The sequence below is a fragment of the Aeromonas sp. MR7 genome, assembly GCF_963899385.1.
GTDB classification, from domain to species: domain Bacteria; phylum Pseudomonadota; class Gammaproteobacteria; order Enterobacterales; family Aeromonadaceae; genus Aeromonas; species Aeromonas bestiarum.
Window position 1 is genome coordinate 31,870 of record NZ_CAWQXH010000004.1, and the last position, 20,021, is coordinate 51,890.

Genomic DNA, 20,021 nt, shown 5'->3' on the forward strand with positions numbered 1-20,021 from the left:
TTGACAACTGACGACAATTCAATCACATGAACTACTTGATAGGGGTAACCCTGCTCTGGTCATTCTCCTTCAGCCTGATCGGGGTCTATCTCGCTGGCCAGGTGGATGCATACTTCTCCGTGCTGACCCGCATCGTCCTCGCCAGCCTGGTGTTCCTGCCCTTTCTCCGGCGCCGCTGGCTGCGGCCCGATCTGGTGCTCAAGCTGATGAGCCTGGGCGCCATCCAGCTCGGCATCATGTATCTGTTCTACTACCAGTCTTTCCTGCTGCTGACGGTGCCGGAAGTGCTGGTGTTCACCATCTTCACCCCCATCTACGTCACCCTGATCCACGATCTGCTGGAGCGGCGCTTCAAACCCGTTTATCTGTGGGGGGCCCTGCTGGCTGTGCTGGGAGCGGCCGTCATCCGCTTCGACGGGCTGACCGAGAGCTATGTGCTGGGATTCCTGGTGGTGCAGGGTGCCAACCTCTGCTTCGCCCTGGGCCAGGTCGGTTACAAGGTGTTGCTGGCACGGGAGGCGCAGCAGCCACCGCAACTGGCGGTGTTTGGCTGCTTCTATCTCGGGGCCCTGGCTGTCGCCCTGCCCGCCTGGTGGCTGCTGGGCAAGCCGCAATACCCGACCAGCAGTTTGCAATGGGGCATTCTGCTGTGGCTGGGGATAGGCGCTTCCGGGCTGGGTTACTTCCTGTGGAACAAGGGCGCCACCAAGGTCAGCAGCGGTGTGCTGGCCATCATGAACAACGCCCTGATCCCGGCGGGGTTGCTGGTCAACCTGCTGCTATGGGGACGGGAAACCGACCTGGTTCGCCTCGCGCTCGGCGGCTTGCTGATGCTGGCCTCCCTCTGGATTTGCCAGCGCGCCAACGTGAGCAAGCATTAACCAACGACGGTATTGTGCTCCCGTCTGGCCTGACCGTGACAGGTGGCCAGACGAGCCAGCAGGTGATCGATCTGCTCGCCGGCTTGGCTCTGCACCAGCCCTATGCTGACGGTTACCGGCCGCTGCGGCAGCAGGCTGGCATCGGCGATCTCCAGGCGCAACCGCTCGGCAATCTCCAGGCTGCTCAGCCGATCGGTCTGGGAGAGCATCAGGATGAAGCCATCCTGGTCCCAGCGGGCGAAGGGATCCTCCCGCCGCAGTTCGTGGCGCACTATGCGCGCCAGCTTGGCCAGCATGGCATCACAGGCCGCCTCGCCAAACAGCTGCAATATTTTGGCACTGTGGTCCACGGTGAACTGCAGCAGGCTGAAACTGCCGCTCTCGGTCGCCAGCCGCTCGTCGAGCAGCTGCTCGAAGTGGCCGCGGCTCTCCAGTCCGGTGAGGGGATCCATGCCGTGGCGCTCCTCCACGATCACGGCCAGCGGGTCGAGCTGGCGCACCACCCCCAGCACCTGGCCATGCACATCACGCCGGGCCCGCTCTTCCAGCCGCACGTAGTGACCATCGTGATGCAGGATGCGGTATTCGAGCCGGATCTGGGCCACTCGCCCGCTCTGGCAGGCACCGAGCGCATCCTGCAATGCGGCCACATCGTCGGGATGTACCCGCTCAAGCCAGCCGAGATCGTCCAGCCCAGTCTCATCCAATCCCAGCAGGCGCAGGCAGGAGAGATCCCGCTGCACCCCCTGCTGCGGGCTCCAGCTCCAGAGTCCCGCCGCCAGCAGAGCCATGGCATCCGCCATCAGCGCCAGATCAAACCGGGTGATTGCTTCCCTGAGGGGAGCCTTGAGCATGTCCATCAAGCGCCTCGAAACCGAATCTGAATACCTGCCCAATAAGTAACATTGGCTCTCGCGGCGAGCAACAGGGTCAGCCCGCTTTTCCTTGATAACCCTGCATCAAGGCCTGCCAGTTGTCCGGCACGAAGTGAAAACTGGTATGCAATTGGGACTCTTTGGTGAAGGAGCGCAGCAACCGCTCCAGGTTGGCCTGCTGCCAGCTGCCTGGGGAACGGATTGCCCCCTTGTCGAAGTCGATCACCCACACCTTGCCCTCCTTGTCGAGCAGCAGGTTGTGGCTGTTGAGATCCGCATGATAGACACCGGCATCGTGCAGCTGGCGCACCGTCTGGCCGACCTTGTGCCACACCTCGCCGGCGATCGGCCCCTGCTTGAGCAACGCCACCAGATCCTTGGCGCCGCGAATGCGCTCGATCAGGATGTCGGCCCGATAGAAGGGGCCCTGCTTGGCCATGCGGGCCGCAAACGGACGCGGCACCGGCAGGCCCTGCTCGCTCAGCTTGGCCAGCAGGCTGTATTCGGCCATGGCCCGGCTGCTCTCCACCCCCTCGAACCAGAAGCGATCCCGCACCACCTTGCCCACCATGCCCCCGCGATAGTAATGGCGCAGCACCAGATGGCGGGATTCATCCTTCACGAACCAGGTCACCCCGCGACCTATGGAGGAACCCACCACCTGGCGATGGGTCTGCCACCAGGCCGGATCAAACAGCTCGGGGGAAGGGTCATGAAAAATCCCTTCGGCGTACCAGCAGATCTGGTTGTGTTCGGTCTGAATTCGCATCTTGGTGATTCCGGTCGGTCAGTAATCGCAATGGTTCGATTCACGATAAGGCGGCTTGTCGGCACGGACCCGTGCTCCTTGTGAGGATCAGGGCCAGTACCGGCTGCCAGTTGCGCGCAATTTTACAATCCACAGGGGAGTTTGCATAATGCCATCCATCCATTTTGCCACCATTGCGCCACATCATGCCGCTGATCCAAACGCCGCCCTCTTCCATCTGCATCCTGCGGCTCTCCGCCATCGGGGATTGCTGCCACGCGCTGGCGCTGGTGCGCGTCATCCAGCGGGAGTGGCCAGAGACTCGCATCACCTGGATCACCGGCAAGATAGAGGCGACACTTTTCGCCGATCTGCCCGGGGTCGAGGTCATCGCCTTTGACAAGAGCCAGGGCTGGCGCGGCTACCGTGACCTCTGGCAGACCCTCAAGGGGCGCAGGTTCGATGCCCTGCTCCATCTGCAGGCGGCCATGCGCGCCAGCATTGCCACCCTCGGCATCCGGGCGAACATCAAACTCGGCTTCGACAAGGCGCGCGCCAACGACGGTCAGTGGCTGTTCACCAACCACAGGGTGCCGTCCCCCTCATCTCCTCATGTGCTGGATGGCTTTCTCGCCTTCGCCAAAGAGCTGGGCATCCAGGATCTGACCCCGGACTGGCAACTGCCCATCAGCGCCGAACATAAAACATGGGCCCGGGAGAAGATTGGCGGCAAGCCGACCCTGCTCATCTGCGCCGCCGCCAGCAAGGCGTTCAAAAACTGGACCGCCGCGGGTTATGCCGCGCTGGCGGATCACGCGGCCAACAAGGGCTTTCAGGTCTATCTGTGCGGCGGCCCGGCCAAGCTGGAACGGGATCTGGCCGCCGACATACAGCGGCTAAGCCAGAGCAAACCGGTGGATCTGGTGGGGCAGACCAACCTCAAGCAGCTGCTGGCCCTGATCGGTGAAGCGAGCCTGGTGCTGGCCCCGGATACGGGCCCTACCCACATGGCAACCCTGGTCGGCACACCGGTGATCGGCCTCTACGCCCATCACAATCCGGCCCGTACCGGTCCCTATCTGTGCCGCGACTACACGGTCAGCGTCTATCAGGAACTGATCGAACAGGAAACCGGCAAGCCGCTGGCCGAGCTGAGCTGGCGCACCCGCCTCAAGGACCCGGATGCCATGAGCAAGATCACGAGTGAACGTGTCATCGCCACCTTTGACCGGCTCTGCGCCGATCGCCATCTGCCAGGCTGAGAGGCAACTCGGAAATTCCGAGCCCTGAGGCAGGGATAACCTGCTGGCCTCTACCCGCCCCCCAAGGCACAATAGCGGCCGATGTGGGTTACGCTCCCGCAGCAAGCTACGAATACTTTGATCGGCTGGAATATGATTCCGGCCGTTTTTTTATCCGCCGCCTTCTGTTAAAATTCGCCGCCTTTACATCTCCCTGATCCAAGAATTTTCCGCGTTTTGCGTTTGGCTGTCTCCCTTTCGGGCACAAGACGGCGGCCTCTGCTACAACCAAAACACGGGTTTCGATTAAAGGTAATGACATGGCGCAACAAGGCACTCTCTATATCATCTCCTCCCCGAGCGGGGCGGGTAAATCCAGCCTGCTCAATGCCTTGCTGACCAAACACAACGCAGCAGGCAAGATGCAACTGTCGGTCTCCCACACGACTCGTGCCATGCGCCCGGGCGAAGAGCACGGGGTGCATTACCACTTCGTGCCGGTGGAGACATTCAAGGCGCTGATCGCCCGTGGTGATTTTCTGGAGTGGGCCGAAGTGTTCGGCAATTACTACGGCACCTCACGCGCCGCCATCGAAGCCTGCCTGGCCAAGGGGATCGACGTCTTCCTCGACATCGACTGGCAGGGCGCCCGCCAGATCCGCGAGCAGATGCCGACCAAGTCCATCTTCATCCTGCCTCCCAGCCGTGCCGAGCTGGAACAACGCCTGATCGGGCGCGGTCAGGACAGCAGCGAGGTGATCGCCGGCCGGATGGCGAAAGCCATTGCCGAAATGGTGCACTATGACGAGTATGACTATGTCATTATCAACGAAGACTTTGAGCTGGCGCTGTTCCAGCTCAGGGCCATTATTGAGTGCCAACGGCTGGAAATGCATCAGCAACAGCAGGCACAACAAAACTTGCTGCAACAGCTACTGGCAGAATAGGCCAAAAACAAGTAAACTTTTGCGTCATTTTTAAACACCGCTTTTCTAAACACAGAAAGCCCAAACACTGGAGTCCTGCATGGCACGCGTTACTGTAGAAGATGCTGTAAAACAGGTAGGTAACCGTTTTGACCTGGTGCTGGTCGCCGCCCGCCGCGCCCGCCAAATCGCGGTTCAAGGCAAAGATCCCCTGGTTGACGAAGAGAACGACAAGCCGACCGTGATCGCCCTGCGCGAGATCGAGCTGGGTCTGGTGAACAACCAGGTGATGGACACCCAGGACCGCTACGAGCAGCAAGAACAGGAAGCCGCCGAGCTGGCTGCCGTTGCTGCCATCGCCGAAGGCCGCGGTTAAGTCAGTTATTTCTCATAGTCGGCGCCCGCCCGGGTGCCGACTGTTCTTCCCATTTACAACCGCTCGAAAACCTCGCAAACTCAGGACTATACCCTCTATTCCACGGATTGCCGTTTCACCGCTGCGGGGACTGTCTTGTATTTATTTGAAAATCTTAAAGAAATAGCCAGTTCCTACCTGCCATCAGAGCAGGTTGAGAAGCTCAGGCAAGCCTATGTGGTGGCCCGTGATGCCCACCAGGGACAGATGCGTTCCAGTGGCGAGCCCTATATCACCCACCCGGTTGCCGTTGCCCGGATTCTCGGCGACATGCGACTCGATCACGAAACCCTGATGGCCGCCGTGCTGCACGACGTCATCGAAGATACCCCGGTCACCAAGGCCGATCTGGCCGAACTGTTTGGCGATGCCGTCGCCGAGCTGGTAGCGGGCGTCTCCAAGCTCGACAAACTGAAATTCCGCGATCGCAAAGAAGCCCAGGCCGAAAACTTCCGCAAGATGGTGATGGCCATGACCCAGGATATCCGGGTCATCCTGATCAAGCTGGCCGACCGCACCCACAACATGCGCACGCTCGGCTCATTGCGGCCGGACAAGCGCCGCCGCATCGCCCGTGAAACCCTCGAGATCTTCGCCCCCATCGCCAACCGCCTCGGTATTCATACCATGAAGAACGAGCTGGAAGAGCTGGGCTTCGAGGCGCTCTACCCCATGCGCTCCCGCGTGTTGCGAGAGTCGGTGCGCCGTGCCCGTGGCAACCGCCGCGAAATCATCGACTCCATCCAGAGCGAGATCGAGGGCCGATTGCGGGATGCCGGCATCGACTCCCAGGTCAGCGGCCGCGAGAAGAACCTCTTCTCCATCTACAACAAGATGGAGAAAAAAGAGCTGCAATTTCATGAGGTAATGGATATCTACGCCTTTCGCGTCAGGGTGAAGGACATAGATACCTGTTACCGGGTGCTGGGGCAGATGCACAGCCTCTACAAGCCGCGCCCCGGCCGCTTCAAGGATTACATCGCCATCCCCAAGACCAACGGCTACCAGTCGCTGCACACCTCGCTGGTGGGACCGCACGGGGTACCGGTCGAGGTGCAGATCCGCACCGAGTTCATGGATCAGATGGCCGACAAGGGGGTTGCCGCCCACTGGGCCTACAAGCAGGATGGCGACAGCTCGGGCACCACGGCCCAGATCCGCGCCCAGCGCTGGATGCAGAGCCTGCTGGAGCTGCAACAGAGCGCCGGCAGCTCGTTTGAATTCATCGAAGGGGTCAAGACCGACCTGTTCCCGGACGAGATCTACGTGTTCACCCCGGAAGGCCGCATCATGGAGCTGCCCACGGGCGCCACGCCGGTGGACTTTGCCTACACGGTGCACACCGACATAGGCCACGCCTGCGTCGGCTCCCGGGTCGATCGCCACCCCTATCCGCTGAGCAGCCCGCTGCATTCGGGTCAGACGGTGGAGATCATCACGGCACCGGGCGCCCGTCCCAACGCGGCTTGGCTCAATTTCGTGGTGACCACCAAGGCCCGCTCCAAGATCCGCCAGTTCCTCAAGAACCTGCGCACCGAAGAGTCTGTGGTGCTGGGTCGTCGCCTGCTCAACCATGCGCTCGGCGCCAAGAACATCGAAGACATTCCTGAGCCGCGCATCAAGCAGGTGCTGGCCGACACCAAGCACGAAAACCTGCAGGGCCTGCTGGCCGACGTGGGTCTGGGCAACGCCATGAGCGTCATGGTGGCGCGCCGCATGCTGGGGGATGAACTGCCGCCTGAAGAGCAGCCCAAGTCCAGCAGCAAGAAGATGCCGATCAAAGGTGCCGACGGCATGCTGGTCACCTTCGCCAACTGCTGCCGCCCGATCCCGGGGGATGCCATCATTGCCCACATCAGCCCGGGCAAGGGGCTGGTGATCCACCAGGAAGCCTGCCGCAACATCAAGGGCTACAGCCGCGAACCGGACAAATACCTGCCGGTACAGTGGGAGGTGGACAAGGATCAGGAGCAGGAATTCCGCACCGGCATCAGCATAGAGATAGTCAACCATCAGGGTGCGCTGGCCGAGCTGGCCAACGTGATTGCCGCCACCGGCGCCAACATTCACGCCATCAGCACCGAAGAGAAGGATGGCCGTGTCTATCTGGTCACTCTGCTCATCACCACCAAGAGCCGTATCCACCTGGCCAACATCATGCGCAAGATCCGCGTGATGCCGAACGTGCTCAAGGTGAGCCGACAAAAGAACTGAATACAGGCGGCGCAAGCCGCCTGCTGCTTTTATAGAGACACGCCATGAGCCCCGAACGCCTCGAGCAAATCCGCACCATACTGACCCAGCGTCAGCTCGACCCGCTTGCCTGGCACACCCGCCTCACCCGATAGAAACTGATATGACTCCTGAACGCTTTAAACGGATTTCTGACATGTTGACCCAGCGCCAGCTCGACTTGACCGTCTGTATGGAAGAGGTTCATAAGCCTCACAATCTGGCCGCCATAGTGCGTACCGCCGATGCCATCGGCATCCACAGGGTGCATGCCGTCTGGCCCAAGAGCTGGATCCACAAGCGCAAGGGCACAGCCCGCGGCAGCCAGAACTGGGTGGACGTGAAGCTGCACCCGGACATCGGCAGCGCAGTGGCCGAATTGAAAGCCGCCGGCATGCAGATCCTGGCTACCCACCTCTCCGACAGTTCGGTGGATTTTCGCGCCATAGACTACACCAAGCCCACCGCCATCCTGGTGGGCCAGGAGAAGCACGGCATAGGCGAAGAGGCGCTGGCCCTGGCCGATCACCATATCGTCATCCCCATGGTGGGCATGGTGCAGTCCCTCAACGTCTCTGTGGCCGCCGCCGCCATCCTGTATGAGGCCCAGCGCCAGCGCGAGCTGGCCGGCTGCTATCAGCGCGGCTGCCCACTCGACCTGGAGGAGCAGAACAGCATATTGTTCGAGGGGGGTTACCCCATCTATGCCCAGCTCTGCAAAGAAAAAGAGATGCCCTATCCCCAGCTCGGTCCGGCTGGCGAAATCCTGGCGGACGAGGCCTGGTGGCAACAGATGCAACTGACCCGCAAGGGCTGGGCCGCACAGCAGTCGGACGACACCTCGGAAGAGTACATTGATGAAGCCTAACTATTTGCCCCTGTTGGCCCTGACCCTGTTTTCTGCCGGAGCCCTTGCCGTGACCAATCCCTATCCGCTGACATCCGAAGCCGAGGTTGCCACCCTCCATCAGCAGACCCTGCCCGACTTCTGGCGCGAGCACGCCGTCGAGGGGGAATTCAAGGGCAAGGACGGCGTCACCATCCGCTATGCCGCCCTGCGCCAGGCCAGGGTGGATCGCGCCATTCTCATCGTCAACGGCCGGGTCGAGAGCTATCTCAAGTATCAGGAGCTGGCCTGGGATCTGTGGCGCCAGGGCTACAGCCTCTATCTCATCGATCACCGTGGTCAGGGCCTGTCCGAGCGTCTGCTGGACGACCAGGAGAAAGGATATGTCGACCAGTTCGACGATTATGTGCTGGATCTGAAGCAGTTTCACGACCAGGTCATAGTGGCGGACCAGCCCGCCAAGCTGTTCCTGCTGGCCCACTCCATGGGCGGCGCCATCTCGGCGCTTTACTTGGAACGCTGGCCGGATGACATCAAGGCCGCCGTGCTCTCCTCCCCCATGATGGGCATCAACCTCGGCGGCCTGCCCAAGTGGCTGGCACAGGGGCTGGCGGCCAGCATAGACACGGTCGGCAGCTGGCTGGGCGAACCACCCTATGGCCCGGGTCAGGGTAGCTACCAGTCCCACGAATTTGCCGAGAATGGCCTGAGCCACAGCGAGCCACGCTATCAGGCGTTTCGCGAGCTCTACGAACAGCGTCCGCAGATCAAGCTGGGCGGGGTGACAGCCCACTGGATCCGCGAGGGGATAGCCGCCGGAGACAGCGCCATCGCCGCCGCCGATCGCATCAAAACACCGCTGCTGCTGCTGCAGGCGGGGGAAGACAGCGTGGTGGACAATGCCGCGCAGGATGCCTTCTGCGCCCGGGCTCGGTGTGAAGGGGGCAAGCCGTTGCGGGTAGAGGGAGCCTGGCACGAGCTGTTCATGGAAGCCGATCCCCAGCGTCAGGTAGCGCTCAATGCCACCCTGGCCTTCTTCGATCGCTTCTGACACTGGTTATTTTTTGGATCCCTAAATAAATGGGGTGACGCAAAACGCTGGGGTACACTGCCCCGGCGTTCAATTGATGCCGAGGTAATGATGTTCAAGGTAGTTGTATCCGATCTCGATGGCACCCTGCTCAACAAGCAGCACCAGATCTCCCCCCGCACCCGTGACACCCTGCACCGTCTGGTGGAACAGGGGATCAAGTTCGTGGTGGCCACAGGCCGGCACCATGTGGACGTGCGCAGCATTCGCGACACGCTCGGGCTGGACATCTACCTCATCACCTCCAACGGTGCCGTGGTGCACGACAAGCAGGATCAACTCATCTTCAATCAGGCGCTGCCAGCCGCAGTGGCCGCCGAGCTGATCGCGCTGGAGCGCGACCCCTCCATTCACCTCAACGTCTACTATGGCGACGAGTGGCTGGTGGAAGAGGAACTGCCCTGGTTGCTGCAATTCCATGACGAATCCGGATTTACCTACCGCCTGACCGACCTCGCCACCCATCCGATGGACAAGGTCAACAAGGTGTTTTACATCGGTGACCACGAGAAGCTGCTGCAGATCGAGGCCCAGCTCAACCAGCATTATGGTGATCGACTCAACGTCACCTTCTCCCTGCCGGACTGTCTCGAGGTGATGCACGCCGGGGTGCACAAGGGCAATGCCGTGCGCGCCGTGCTGGAGCAGCACGGGCTGGAGATGTCCCAGGCCGTTGCCTTCGGGGATGGCATGAATGACTTCGAGATGCTGAACATGGTGGGTCGCGGCGTGGTGATGGGCAATGCCCACGATCGCCTCAAGCTGGCCCTGGCAGACCACGAACAGACTCTGAGCTCGGATGAAGATGGTGTCGCCGTCTATCTGGAACAGCTGTTCGCCATCAGTACCGCCGGCGCAGCCTGATCCCTGCCGTCATGGATACCGCCCGTGCGTGGTATCCATGACGCTCCGGCCGACATCTCAAACCGAGACACGGGCGACGTTACGCATTCCAACTGCGATCGCCACCCATCCCAAAAGCCTCACCAGATGAGGCTTTTCAGGTTCAGCTGGTCCAGCACGCTCGTTTCATTCTTCCACTCGAAGCTCTGGTTGGCACCGCCGTAGCAATCCGCCAGCCGCAGCGGGGTGCCAGGTTTGTGACGGCGCCCGGCGACGTCCAGGCATAGCTCGACCTTGCGGTTGAACAGGCGATCCGCCTGCCACTGCCATTGACGACTCTCATCCTGACACTCCGTCATGGCGAGCACACTCCCTCCCTTGGCCACCAGACAGCGCTGCTGGAGCTGCAAGGCACCGGCATCCCAGCTGAACTGCTGACGGGCTGTCTGGTCGCAAGGCTGGGTGATCAGCTGATCCTGGGCATTCAATGCCACGCAGAAACCACCACTGGTCACCAGGGTGGAGGGGGTATCAGCGGCCTGCCTGGGCGCGGCGCCCATCAGGATCTCATCCGGCTTGGGTTTGAACGAGCAGCCGCTGAGGGCCACGACAACAAGCGCCAGCGTGCTGACGCGAACGATATTAGGGTGCATATGACATGTTGGCCTGAAATGTGTTCAATGATGCCCACTTGCTGTGGGTCTGTGGTCCAGCATACCCGAAGCCGCGGCGAGAAAGTGCCAACAGAAGTGTAAACAGACGTGACAAGGTGTGACGACAGGAGAGATGGCAAACGCCAGAAAGCGAAAAACCCCGCCGAAGCGAGGTTTTTCTGAATATGGTCGGTGATAAAGGATTCGAACCTTTGACCCTCTGGTCCCAAACCAGATGCGCTACCGGGCTGCGCTAATCACCGAGACAATTTTCTTTACTAAGTACTCTAAAGCACAAAGACGACCACTTGTGATCATCCTCGTCATACAGCAAGTATGGTGCGAAGAGAGGGACTCGAACCCTCACACCCGGGGGGCACTAACACCTGAAGCTAGCGCGTCTACCAATTCCGCCACCTTCGCATACCTGACAAGCTGTAAAATGGGGTGGCTGATGGGGCTCGAACCCACGACAACCGGAATCACAATCCGGGACTCTACCAACTGAGCTACAGCCACCACAGCTGTTTTCGTTCCACAACAACGCCCGTTTAACTGGCGCACGTTTGATGGTGCGCCCGACAGGATTCGAACCTGTGACCTCTGCCTCCGGAGGGCAGCGCTCTATCCAGCTGAGCTACGGGCGCTACGCTGTCGAACGGGGCGCATTATTGATGATGGGAGCATGCTTGTCTACACTTTTTTGCCTGCACTGAATCAACCGCTTGTTTTTCCATCGTTTATGGCTGTTTTATGCCATTTTCCCTTCATTCAGGCTGGATCCAGTCCTCCCCCGTTACTTTGTACCCCCACTATGGTGGTCAAGCGCGCAGCAGAACTTGACTTGCCTCAAGGCCCCCCTAAAATGAATGAACGTTCATTCAGCCGTTGTGATAATCGAGTCATGAACAAGAAAGAACGCATTTTCAATGCGGCGCATGAAGTACTCGGCGAGCAGGGTTTCCACGGGCTATCCATTGCCGTGGTGGCGAAGAGAGCCAAGGTCGCGGCGGGCACCATCTATCGCTACTTCAGCGACAAAGATGATCTGATCCGCCAGCTCTATCAGCACACCATACTCCAGTGTCATCCCCTGGTCATGGAAGGGGTGCAGATAGAAGAGGTATCGTTTCAGCAATTTCGGCGCTTGTGGCTCAATATCCACGCCATTTTTGCCGACGAGCCCAACGCGCTCAAATGCAAGTTGCAGTATGAGAGCTCTCCGCTGGGAGCCGAGCTGGAGAAAGACCCGGTCATCATGGCCGCCTGGGCACCTCTGGATCGCTTCTTCGAACGGGGACGTGAACAAGGTCTGTTTATCGATCTACCCGTCCGGGCACTGCAGGTGCTGAGCCTGGATTGCGTGGGAAGTCTGGCGTTGCAACGCCAGGTTCACCACTTTGAACTGACGCAAGAACAGCTGGAAGCCGTGATCCGGGCCAGCTGGAATGCCATTTTAAACCCCAATTTTTCCACCTCAGGAGCCTGTTCATGAAAAAGTGGATGGCCATCATGTTGCTGATAGCGCTTGCCCTGTTTGGCAGCGTCATCGGCTTCAATATGTTCAAGCAGAAGAAGATTGCAGAGTTCATGGCCAACCGGCCTGAACCCGAGTTCCCGGTGACCGCCATGGTGACCAAGGCGCAGGACTGGGTACCGACCATAGAAGCGATCGGCTTCATCGAACCGAACCAGGGGGTGACGCTGTCCACCGAACTGGCGGGCACCATCGATGCCATCACCTTCGAATCCGGCAAGCCGGTCAAGGCGGAGCAGCTGCTGCTGAGCCTGGACTCCAGCGTGGAGAAGGCCAACCTGCAAGCCTCCCTGGCCAAGCTGCCGGCGGCGCGCGCCAAGTACGAGCGCTTCCAGAACCTCTTCAAGAAGAGCTCCATCTCCAAGGATCAGCTGGATGATGCCGAAGCCAGCTACCGCTCGCTGGAGGCCGACATCGAGAGCCTGAAGGCGACCATAGCCCGCCGTGAAGTCCGCGCCCCCTTCGGCGGTGTGGTCGGCCTGCGCAACGTCTTCCTCGGCCAGTACCTGCAACCGGGTACCGACATAGTGCGGCTGGAAGACACCAGCGTGATGCGCCTGCGCTTCACCGTGCCCCAGACCGACATCTCGAAAATCACTCTGGGCCAGATCATCAAGATCAACGTGGATGCCTATCCCCAGACCCAGTTTGATGGCCACATCACCGCCATCGAGCCGGCCGTCAACTACCAGAGCGGCCTGATCCAGGTACAGGCTGACATCCCGAACAACGACGGCCAGCTCCGTTCAGGCATGTTCGCCCGCGCCAGCATCATACTGCCCACGGTCAAAGAGCAGATGGTGATCCCGCAATCGGCCATCTCCTTCACCCTGTATGGCGAAAACGTCTATGTCATCCACGAGGTGGACGGCATGAAACGGGCCAAGCAGGTCGTGGTCAAGGCGGGCGAGCGTCGCGGCAATGACGTACATGTGCTGTCCGGTATCAAGGCCGGGGACGAGATAGTGTTGTCGGGCCAGGTTCGCCTGAGCAACGACACCAAGGTGCGCGTGGTCGAAAACGATGCCCTGGCCGTTCCGGCACAAACCCCGATGCTGTAAGCGCGGAGATCTGCAATGCGATTTACTGACATATTCATAAAACGGCCTGTGCTGGCGATCTCGCTCAGCTTCCTGATCGCCCTGCTGGGCTTTCAGGCCATCTTCAAGATGCAGGTGCGGGAATACCCCGAGGTGACCAATACGGTGATCACGGTCAGCACCAGCTACTACGGTGCCAGTGCCGACCTGATCCAGGGCTTCATCACCCAGCCGCTGGAGCAGGCGGTGGCGCAAGCCGACAACATCGATTTCATGACCTCCTCCAGCCAGCTGGGCAGCTCCACCGTCACGGCCTTCATGAAGCTCAACACCGACCCGAACGCCGCGCTGTCTGACATACTGGCCAAGGTCAACTCGGTGCGCTCCCAGTTGCCGAAAGAGGCGGAAGACCCCTCGGTCACCTCCTCCACCGGCTCCACCACGGCGGTGCTCTACCTCGGCTTCACCAGTCCGGAGCTGAACTCCAGCCAGATCACCGACTATCTGGAACGGGTCATCAAGCCGCAGCTGTTTACCGTGGGCGGCGTGTCCAAGGTTGATCTCTACGGCGGTGTCGAGTTTGCCCTGCGGGTATGGCTGGATCCGGCCAAGATGGCGGCCTTCAACCTGACCTCAAGCGACGTGATGACTGTGCTCAACAGCAACAACTATCAGTCGGCCACCGGCCAGGCGACGGGTTACTTCACCCTGTTCAACGGCAATGCCAAGACCCAGGTCAGCAATACCGAGGAGCTCAAGCGACTGGTGGTGGCCACCCGTGACGGCAAGGTGATCCGCCTCTCCGACATCGCCAAGGTGACGCTGGAGAAGAGCCACGACATCTACCGGGCCAGTGCCAACGGCCGCGAAGCCGTGGTCATGGCGGTCAACGCGGCGCCGACCGCCAACCCCATCAACATTGCCCACGACGTGCTGGAGTTGCTGCCGAGCCTGAAGAGCAACATGCCTAGCACCATGCAGGCCAACGTGCTGTATGACTCCACCATCGCCATCAACGAGTCCATCCACGAGGTCATCAAGACCATACTGGAGGCGGCCGCCATCGTACTGGTGGTGATCACCCTGTTCCTCGGCTCGTTCCGCGCCGTAATCATCCCCATCATCACGATTCCGCTCAGCCTGATCGGCGTGGTGATGATGATGGATCTGTTCGGCTTCTCGATAAACCTGATGACACTGCTGGCCATGGTGCTGGCGATCGGTCTGGTGGTGGATGACGCCATAGTGGTGCTGGAGAACGTCGACCGACACATCAAGCAGGGGGAGGAGCCCTTCCGGGCCGCCATCATAGGGACCCGGGAGATAGCCGTGCCGGTTATCGCCATGACGGTCACCCTGGCCGCCGTGTATGCGCCGATCGCTTTGATGGGAGGCATCACCGGCTCCCTGTTCAAGGAGTTCGCGCTGACCCTGGCGGGGGCGGTATTCGTCTCCGGCATCATAGCGCTGACCCTGTCACCCATGATGTGCGCCAAGATGCTCAAGGCCAACGAGCAGCCGGGCAAATTCGAGAGCACGGTACACCACCTGCTGGATCGGATGACTGAACGCTACGACAGCATGCTGCACGCCGTGATGCAGAAGCGCATCGTGGTCGTGGTGTTCGCCGTCATCGTATTCGGCAGCCTGCCGCTGCTGTTCAAGTTCATCCCGAGCGAGCTGGCGCCGTCGGAAGACAAGGGCGTCATGGCGGTGCTGGGCACGGCACCCTCCAACGCCAACCTGGACTACATCGAAAACACCATGGCGGACGTGAACAAGATCCTGGATGAGCAGCCGGAAATCGCCTACTCCCAGGTCTTCTCCGGGGTATTCAACGCCAATCAGGCGTTTGGTATCGCCTCCATGGTGCCCTGGAGCCAGCGTGAAGCGAGCCAGAAAGAGGTGCTGGACCGGGTCGCCGGACTGGTGAAGGACATCCCAGGGATGGCCATCACCACTTTCCAGTTCCCTGAACTGCCGGGTGCATCGAGCGGCTTGCCGATCCAGTTCGTCATCACCACCCCGAACAGCTTCGAGAGCCTGTTCCTGATCGCCAGCGAGATGCTGACGGCCACCCAGGCCAATGGCCAGTTCGTCTATTCGGATCTCGATCTGAACTACGACTCCGCCACCATGAAGATCAAGATCGACAAGGACAAGGCGGGTGCCTACGGCATCACCATGCAGGATATAGGCATCACCATGGGCACCATGATGGCGGACGGTTACGTCAACCGCATCGACCTGGATGGCCGCTCCTACGAGGTGATCCCCCAGGTCGAGCGCAAATACCGCATGAACCCGGAATCCATGAAGGGTTACTACGTGCGTGCGGCCGACGGCAAATCCATCCCGCTGGGCAGCCTGATCAACATCGAAGTCGTGGGCGAGCCCCGTGCCCTGCCCCACTTCAACCAGCTGAACTCCGCCACCATAGGCGCCGTACCGGCACCGGGTGTCGCCATGGGGGACGCGATCAACTGGTTCAAGACCACAGCCGAAGAGAAGCTGCCGCAAGGCTATCGCTACGACTTCATGGGTGAGGCTCGCCAGTTCGTGACCGAAGGCAACGCCCTCTATGCCACCTTCGCGCTGGCCCTGGCCATCATCTTCCTGGTGCTGGCCATCCAGTTCGAATCGGTACGTGACCCCCTGGTGATCATGGTGTCGGTCCCGCTCGCCATCAGTGGTGCCTTGATCGCGCTGGCGTGGGGCATGGCCACCATGAACATCTACTCCCAGGTGGGCCTGATCACGCTCGTCGGCTTGATTACCAAGCACGGGATCCTGATCTGCGAGGTGGCGAAGGAGGAGCAGCTGCTGCACGGTCTGAACCGGACCCAGGCGGTGATGCAGGCGGCCAAGGTGCGGCTGCGCCCCATCCTGATGACCACGGCGGCCATGATCGCGGGTCTGATCCCGCTGCTGTATGCGGCCGGCGCCGGTGCGGCCCAGCGCTTCAGCATCGGCATAGTGATAGTGGCCGGTCTGGCGATCGGTACCATCTTCACCCTGTTCGTGCTGCCGGTGATTTACACCTACCTGGCCTCCGAGCACAAACCCTTGCCCGTGTTTGATGAATCCATCCCGCCCAAGGCGAAAGGGAGTCATTGATCACCGATTTGAATGCAAAAGGCCCCGATTCGGGGCCTTTTTTTATCCCGCTAACGAAACACGACATAAGTGCATGAAGCAGTTAAACTAAATGGCAATATATCCAGACCGCAAGGACGCCATGTCAGGACTCTTCTCCAAGACCGCGAGGGCCGTCGGCCGTAACGGGCTCTCATACCGCCTGCTCTCCTACATTCTGGTGTGCAGTACCGTATTGGCGATGATCATTACGGTGTTGCAGCTTGCCTGGGATTACCGCAAGGATGTCGCCGTCATCGAGGACAGCATCGGCCAGATCGAGGCCTCCTTCCTGCAGCCCATCGCCGCCAGCCTGTGGAACCTGGATGAGGAGCAGGTCAAGGTACAGATAGAAGGCATCATGAACCTGCCCAACATGCAGTTCGTGATGGTCAAGGAGATGCTCGGCAACTCGGAAGTGCCGCTGCTGACCCAGGGGGTGGAGCGTGAAAGCTACGACATCTCCCGCGAGTTCAATCTCACCTATCAGGGTGAAGTGGTCGGCAAGCTGTTTGTCGCCGCCTCCCTCGAACAGATCTACCAGCGCCTGATTGAAAAATCCGTGCTCATCATGGTCAGCCAGACCATCAAGACCCTGGTGGTCTCGTTCTGCATCCTGATCATCATTTACTATCTGGTGGTCCGTCACCTCAACCGCATCGCCAACTATGCCCAGAAATTCAATCTGGATAGGCTGGCCATAGAGCTGACGCTGGAGGGGCGCCCCCTGCCCCGCAAGAAACCCGACGAGCTGGATACCCTGGTCGCCACCCTAAACCAGATGCGAACACGGCTGAACGACGAGTTTGCGGCACGCCATCAGGCGGCGGAACAGCTGCAACAGGAGCGGGACTTCTCCGCCACCCTGATCAACTCGGCCAACATGCTCATCTGCTGCATGGAACCCAACCTCACCATCGCCAGCATCAACCCGGCCGCCATACTGCTGACCGGCTACCACCAGCAGGAAATCTTGCAGCACAGCTGGCTGGATCTGTTCGTCAGCCAGGAACAGCGTGAAGAGCTGGCGCTGATCCTGGCCGATCACGGTTCCATCGAGGACAAAGAGGTCATCATGCACGACCAGCAGGGCCATGAGCTGGTGCTGCAGTGGACCTTTGCCCCCTTCTACGAGGGCCTCAACCTCAAGTATCTCATCGGGTTCGGCTACGACATCACCCGCCTCAAGAAGGTGGAGCGGGAGATCATCTCCCTCAACGAACAGCTGGAAGGCAAGGTGGTGGAGCGAACCCGCAGCCTGAGCGACGCCAACGATCAGCTGGGCAAGGCCTACGACGACCTGAAGCAGGCGCAGCAGACCCTGGTGGAATCGGAGAAGATGGCCTCCCTCGGCTCGCTGGTGGCCGGGGTGGCGCACGAGATCAACACCCCCATCGGCATCAGCGTGACCGCCTCCTCCTATCTGCAGGAACGGGTCGCCGACTTCAAGCTGCACATCGACTCCAAGCAGCTCTCCCGCTCCTATCTCAACGAGTTCACCGTCAACCTCGACGAGTCCATGCAACTGCTGCAAGGCAACCTGAGACGCGCCTCGGAGCTGATTGCCAGCTTCAAGCAGGTGGCGGTCGATCAGTCGTCCGAGGCGCGTTACAACTTCAGCCTCGCCGACAACCTGCATCAGGTGGTGGTCTCCCTCGGCCACAAGCTGAAGAAGGCCCAGTGCGAGGTGGACATACAGTGCGATCCCAAGCTGTCGATCTTCTCCTTCCCCGGCAGCTTCACCCAGATCTATTCCAACCTGATCCTCAACTCCATCAACCATGGCTTCGACAACTGGGACAAGCCGAAGAAGATCACCATCAAGGTAGAGCAGCAGGGCGAGGAGCTGATGATCGACTACAGCGACAACGGCCGCGGCATCCCGCCCGAGATACTGCCGCGCATCTTCGACCCCTTCGTCACCTCCAAGCGTGGCCAGGGCGGCAGCGGGCTCGGCACCCACATCATCTACAACCTGGTGGTGCAGCTGCTGCGTGGCCGCATCAACTGCGTCAGTGAACCGGGCAACGGCGCCCAGTTCCATATTCGCCTGCCGATCCAACATAACTGAGCGCTGGCTCTTGTGAGCCAGCCGCTTTATCCCCATCATGCTGTGATTGCATTCTTAATGAGCGGAGAACCTCGCAATGGCACAGCATTTTGACTATATCGCCATCGGTGGCGGCAGCGGCGGCATCGCCTCGGCCAACCGGGCTGCCATGTACGGCAAGAAAGTCGCCCTGATTGAAGCCAAAGAGTTGGGTGGAACCTGCGTTAACGTCGGCTGCGTGCCGAAGAAGGCCATGTGGTATGCGGGCCAGATCGCCGATGCCCTGAAATATGGCGCCGACTACGGCTTCGACACCACACTCAACCACTTCAGCTGGGCCAAGCTGGTCGAGTCCCGCCAGGCCTACATCGGCCGCATCCACAAGTCCTACGAGAACGTACTGGGCAAGAACCAGATCACTGTCGTCAAGGGCTTCGCCCGCTTCGTCAATAGCAACACGATCGAGGTCAACGGCGAGCAGTACAGCGCCGATCACATACTGATCGCCACAGGTGGCCGTCCCGAAGTACCCGCCATTCCCGGTGCAGAGCTGGGTATAGATTCCGATGGTTTCTTCGATCTGCAGAGCCAGCCCAAGCGGGTTGCCGTGGTCGGTGCCGGCTACATAGCCGTGGAGATAGCCGGCGTGATGCAGGCGCTCGGCTCAGAGACCCACCTGGTGGTGCGCAAGCACGCACCGCTGCGCAACTTCGACCCCATGATCCACGAGACGCTGGTTGAAATCATGGCGCAGGAAGGGCCCAAACTGCACACCCACGCCATTCCGAAGGCTGTGGTCAAGAACGCCGATGACAGCCTGACCCTGCAACTGGAAGATGGTCGCCACCTGACCGTCGATTGCCTGATCTGGGCCATAGGCCGCACTCCGGCCACCGACAACCTCAACCTGGCCGCCACCGGTGTCACGCTTGACGAGAAGGGCTTCATCCCGACCGACAAGTTCCAGAACACGACCGTCGCCAACCTCTATGCCGTCGGTGACAACACGGGCCGCATCCAGCTCACCCCGGTAGCCGTCGCGGCGGGCCGTCGTCTCTCCGAGCGGCTGTTCAACAACAAGCCGAACGAACACCTCAACTACGATTTGGTGCCGACCGTGGTGTTCAGCCACCCGCCCATCGGTACCATAGGGCTGACCGAACCGGAAGCCATCGCCGAATATGGCGAGAGCCAGGTCAAGGTCTACCGCAGCCAGTTCACCGCCATGTATTCGGCCCTGACCCAGCATCGTCAGCCCACCCGCATGAAGCTTGTCTGCGTCGGGCCGGAAGAAAAAGTGGTCGGCCTGCACGGCATCGGCTTTGCGATGGATGAGATCCTGCAAGGCTTCGGCGTCGCCATGAAGATGGGAGCCACCAAGGCCGACTTCGACAACTGCGTGGCCATTCATCCGACCAGCGCGGAAGAGTTTGTGACTATGCGCTGATGGCCGTGTGAGGAGGGAAACTCGAGGTCTGTCTCGACAACTGCGTTCCCCCTCCTCACCC

General features: G+C 60.4%; 16 protein-coding genes and 4 tRNA genes. 13 read left to right on the forward strand and 7 right to left on the reverse strand.

The features are described 5' to 3' along the window. The first annotated feature begins 26 nt into the window (after positions 1-26). Positions 27-881, forward strand: coding sequence for a carboxylate/amino acid/amine transporter (locus AACW87_RS02305; protein ID WP_241326450.1), 855 nt, complete (start codon positions 27-29; stop codon positions 879-881). Here the strand turns inward: AACW87_RS02305 and AACW87_RS02310 are convergent. Together AACW87_RS02310 and AACW87_RS02315 are read right to left on the reverse strand one after the other, a co-directional pair. Continuing rightward, positions 878-1,741, reverse strand: a complete 864-nt coding sequence (locus AACW87_RS02310; RefSeq protein WP_241326451.1) for a GGDEF domain-containing protein — start codon at positions 1,739-1,741, stop codon at positions 878-880. The genes AACW87_RS02305 and AACW87_RS02310 overlap by 4 nt on opposite strands. 70 nt (positions 1,742-1,811) lie before the next feature. Next, complete coding sequence (locus tag AACW87_RS02315) at positions 1,812-2,525, reverse strand: 3-deoxy-D-manno-octulosonic acid kinase (RefSeq protein WP_043557361.1); 714 nt, start codon at positions 2,523-2,525, stop codon at positions 1,812-1,814. Between the two features lie 173 nt (positions 2,526-2,698). On the opposite strand from AACW87_RS02315, the gene AACW87_RS02320 reads away from it, so the two are divergent. The 7 genes from AACW87_RS02320 (at position 2,699) to AACW87_RS02350 (ending at position 10,119) form a co-directional block, all read left to right on the forward strand. Continuing rightward, positions 2,699-3,766 carry a glycosyltransferase family 9 protein gene (locus AACW87_RS02320; RefSeq protein WP_241326482.1) on the forward strand — a complete coding sequence of 356 codons (1,068 nt, stop codon included), beginning with the start codon at positions 2,699-2,701 and terminating at the stop codon, positions 3,764-3,766. A 299-nt stretch (positions 3,767-4,065) separates the two neighbouring features. Next, a complete protein-coding gene (gene gmk, locus AACW87_RS02325) occupies positions 4,066-4,692 on the forward strand; it encodes a guanylate kinase (protein WP_043557360.1) in 627 nt (208 codons plus the stop codon). Between the two features lie 79 nt (positions 4,693-4,771). Further along, positions 4,772-5,047: a DNA-directed RNA polymerase subunit omega gene (rpoZ, locus tag AACW87_RS02330; protein ID WP_005307060.1), complete on the forward strand. Its 276-nt coding sequence runs from the start codon at positions 4,772-4,774 to the stop codon at positions 5,045-5,047. Between the two features lie 135 nt (positions 5,048-5,182). Then, entirely contained in the window at positions 5,183-7,300 is a 2,118-nt protein-coding gene (gene spoT, locus AACW87_RS02335; RefSeq protein ID WP_043140283.1) for a bifunctional GTP diphosphokinase/guanosine-3',5'-bis pyrophosphate 3'-pyrophosphohydrolase, read from the forward strand. A gap of 142 nt (positions 7,301-7,442) precedes the next feature. Then, positions 7,443-8,186, forward strand: a complete 744-nt coding sequence (gene trmH / locus AACW87_RS02340; RefSeq protein ID WP_241326452.1) for a tRNA (guanosine(18)-2'-O)-methyltransferase TrmH — start codon at positions 7,443-7,445, stop codon at positions 8,184-8,186. Beyond that, positions 8,176-9,216, forward strand: a complete 1,041-nt coding sequence (locus tag AACW87_RS02345; RefSeq protein ID WP_241326453.1) for an alpha/beta fold hydrolase — start codon at positions 8,176-8,178, stop codon at positions 9,214-9,216. The genes trmH and AACW87_RS02345 overlap by 11 nt, the downstream gene beginning before the upstream one ends. A gap of 90 nt (positions 9,217-9,306) precedes the next feature. Next, positions 9,307-10,119: a Cof-type HAD-IIB family hydrolase gene (locus AACW87_RS02350; protein ID WP_043140359.1), complete on the forward strand. Its 813-nt coding sequence runs from the start codon at positions 9,307-9,309 to the stop codon at positions 10,117-10,119. Positions 10,120-10,238: 119 nt separating this feature from the next. On the opposite strand, the gene AACW87_RS02355 is transcribed toward AACW87_RS02350, so the two are convergent. From AACW87_RS02355 to AACW87_RS02375, 5 genes are all read right to left on the reverse strand, one after another. Next, the gene (locus AACW87_RS02355) at positions 10,239-10,751 is read right to left on the reverse strand and encodes an RICIN domain-containing protein (RefSeq protein ID WP_241326454.1); all 513 of its coding nucleotides are present in this window, start codon (positions 10,749-10,751) and stop codon (positions 10,239-10,241) included. Between the two features lie 186 nt (positions 10,752-10,937). Further along, a tRNA-Pro gene (locus AACW87_RS02360) sits at positions 10,938-11,014 on the reverse strand. A 74-nt stretch (positions 11,015-11,088) separates the two neighbouring features. Continuing rightward, a tRNA-Leu gene (locus AACW87_RS02365) sits at positions 11,089-11,174 on the reverse strand. Positions 11,175-11,194: 20 nt separating this feature from the next. Further along, positions 11,195-11,270, reverse strand: a tRNA-His gene (locus AACW87_RS02370). Positions 11,271-11,321: 51 nt separating this feature from the next. Beyond that, a tRNA-Arg gene (locus tag AACW87_RS02375) sits at positions 11,322-11,398 on the reverse strand. Between the two features lie 257 nt (positions 11,399-11,655). Here AACW87_RS02375 and AACW87_RS02380 point away from each other — a divergent pair. The 5 genes from AACW87_RS02380 to gorA all read left to right on the forward strand — a co-directional run bounded on the left by AACW87_RS02380 (position 11,656) and on the right by gorA (position 19,960). Beyond that, positions 11,656-12,246 (forward strand): TetR/AcrR family transcriptional regulator, encoded by a 591-nt coding sequence (locus AACW87_RS02380; protein WP_043141674.1) that lies wholly within the window; start codon positions 11,656-11,658, stop codon positions 12,244-12,246. Beyond that, complete coding sequence (locus AACW87_RS02385; RefSeq protein ID WP_098981179.1) at positions 12,243-13,349, forward strand: efflux RND transporter periplasmic adaptor subunit; 1,107 nt, start codon at positions 12,243-12,245, stop codon at positions 13,347-13,349. The genes AACW87_RS02380 and AACW87_RS02385 overlap by 4 nt, the downstream gene beginning before the upstream one ends. Before the next feature lie 15 nt (positions 13,350-13,364). Further along, positions 13,365-16,445: a multidrug efflux RND transporter permease subunit gene (locus AACW87_RS02390; RefSeq protein ID WP_098981181.1), complete on the forward strand. Its 3,081-nt coding sequence runs from the start codon at positions 13,365-13,367 to the stop codon at positions 16,443-16,445. A 121-nt stretch (positions 16,446-16,566) separates the two neighbouring features. Further along, positions 16,567-18,534, forward strand: a complete 1,968-nt coding sequence (locus AACW87_RS02395; RefSeq protein WP_205619636.1) for an ATP-binding protein — start codon at positions 16,567-16,569, stop codon at positions 18,532-18,534. A 76-nt stretch (positions 18,535-18,610) separates the two neighbouring features. Beyond that, a complete protein-coding gene (gene gorA, locus AACW87_RS02400) occupies positions 18,611-19,960 on the forward strand; it encodes a glutathione-disulfide reductase (protein ID WP_241326455.1) in 1,350 nt (449 codons plus the stop codon). The last annotated feature ends 61 nt before the right edge of the window (positions 19,961-20,021 follow it).

Coding starts and splice junctions, on each gene's coding strand:
- AACW87_RS02305 (WP_241326450.1), top strand. CDS start 27: ATGAACTACTTGATAGGGGTAACCCTGCTCTGGTCATTCTCCTTCAGC.
- AACW87_RS02310 (WP_241326451.1), bottom strand. CDS start 1,741: ATGGACATGCTCAAGGCTCCCCTCAGGGAAGCAATCACCCGGTTTGAT.
- AACW87_RS02315 (WP_043557361.1), bottom strand. CDS start 2,525: ATGCGAATTCAGACCGAACACAACCAGATCTGCTGGTACGCCGAAGGG.
- gmk (WP_043557360.1), top strand. CDS start 4,066: ATGGCGCAACAAGGCACTCTCTATATCATCTCCTCCCCGAGCGGGGCG.
- rpoZ (WP_005307060.1), top strand. CDS start 4,772: ATGGCACGCGTTACTGTAGAAGATGCTGTAAAACAGGTAGGTAACCGT.
- trmH (WP_241326452.1), top strand. CDS start 7,443: ATGACTCCTGAACGCTTTAAACGGATTTCTGACATGTTGACCCAGCGC.
- AACW87_RS02345 (WP_241326453.1), top strand. CDS start 8,176: ATGAAGCCTAACTATTTGCCCCTGTTGGCCCTGACCCTGTTTTCTGCC.
- AACW87_RS02350 (WP_043140359.1), top strand. CDS start 9,307: ATGTTCAAGGTAGTTGTATCCGATCTCGATGGCACCCTGCTCAACAAG.
- AACW87_RS02355 (WP_241326454.1), bottom strand. CDS start 10,751: ATGCACCCTAATATCGTTCGCGTCAGCACGCTGGCGCTTGTTGTCGTG.
- AACW87_RS02380 (WP_043141674.1), top strand. CDS start 11,656: ATGAACAAGAAAGAACGCATTTTCAATGCGGCGCATGAAGTACTCGGC.
- AACW87_RS02385 (WP_098981179.1), top strand. CDS start 12,243: ATGAAAAAGTGGATGGCCATCATGTTGCTGATAGCGCTTGCCCTGTTT.
- AACW87_RS02390 (WP_098981181.1), top strand. CDS start 13,365: ATGCGATTTACTGACATATTCATAAAACGGCCTGTGCTGGCGATCTCG.
- AACW87_RS02395 (WP_205619636.1), top strand. CDS start 16,567: ATGTCAGGACTCTTCTCCAAGACCGCGAGGGCCGTCGGCCGTAACGGG.
- gorA (WP_241326455.1), top strand. CDS start 18,611: ATGGCACAGCATTTTGACTATATCGCCATCGGTGGCGGCAGCGGCGGC.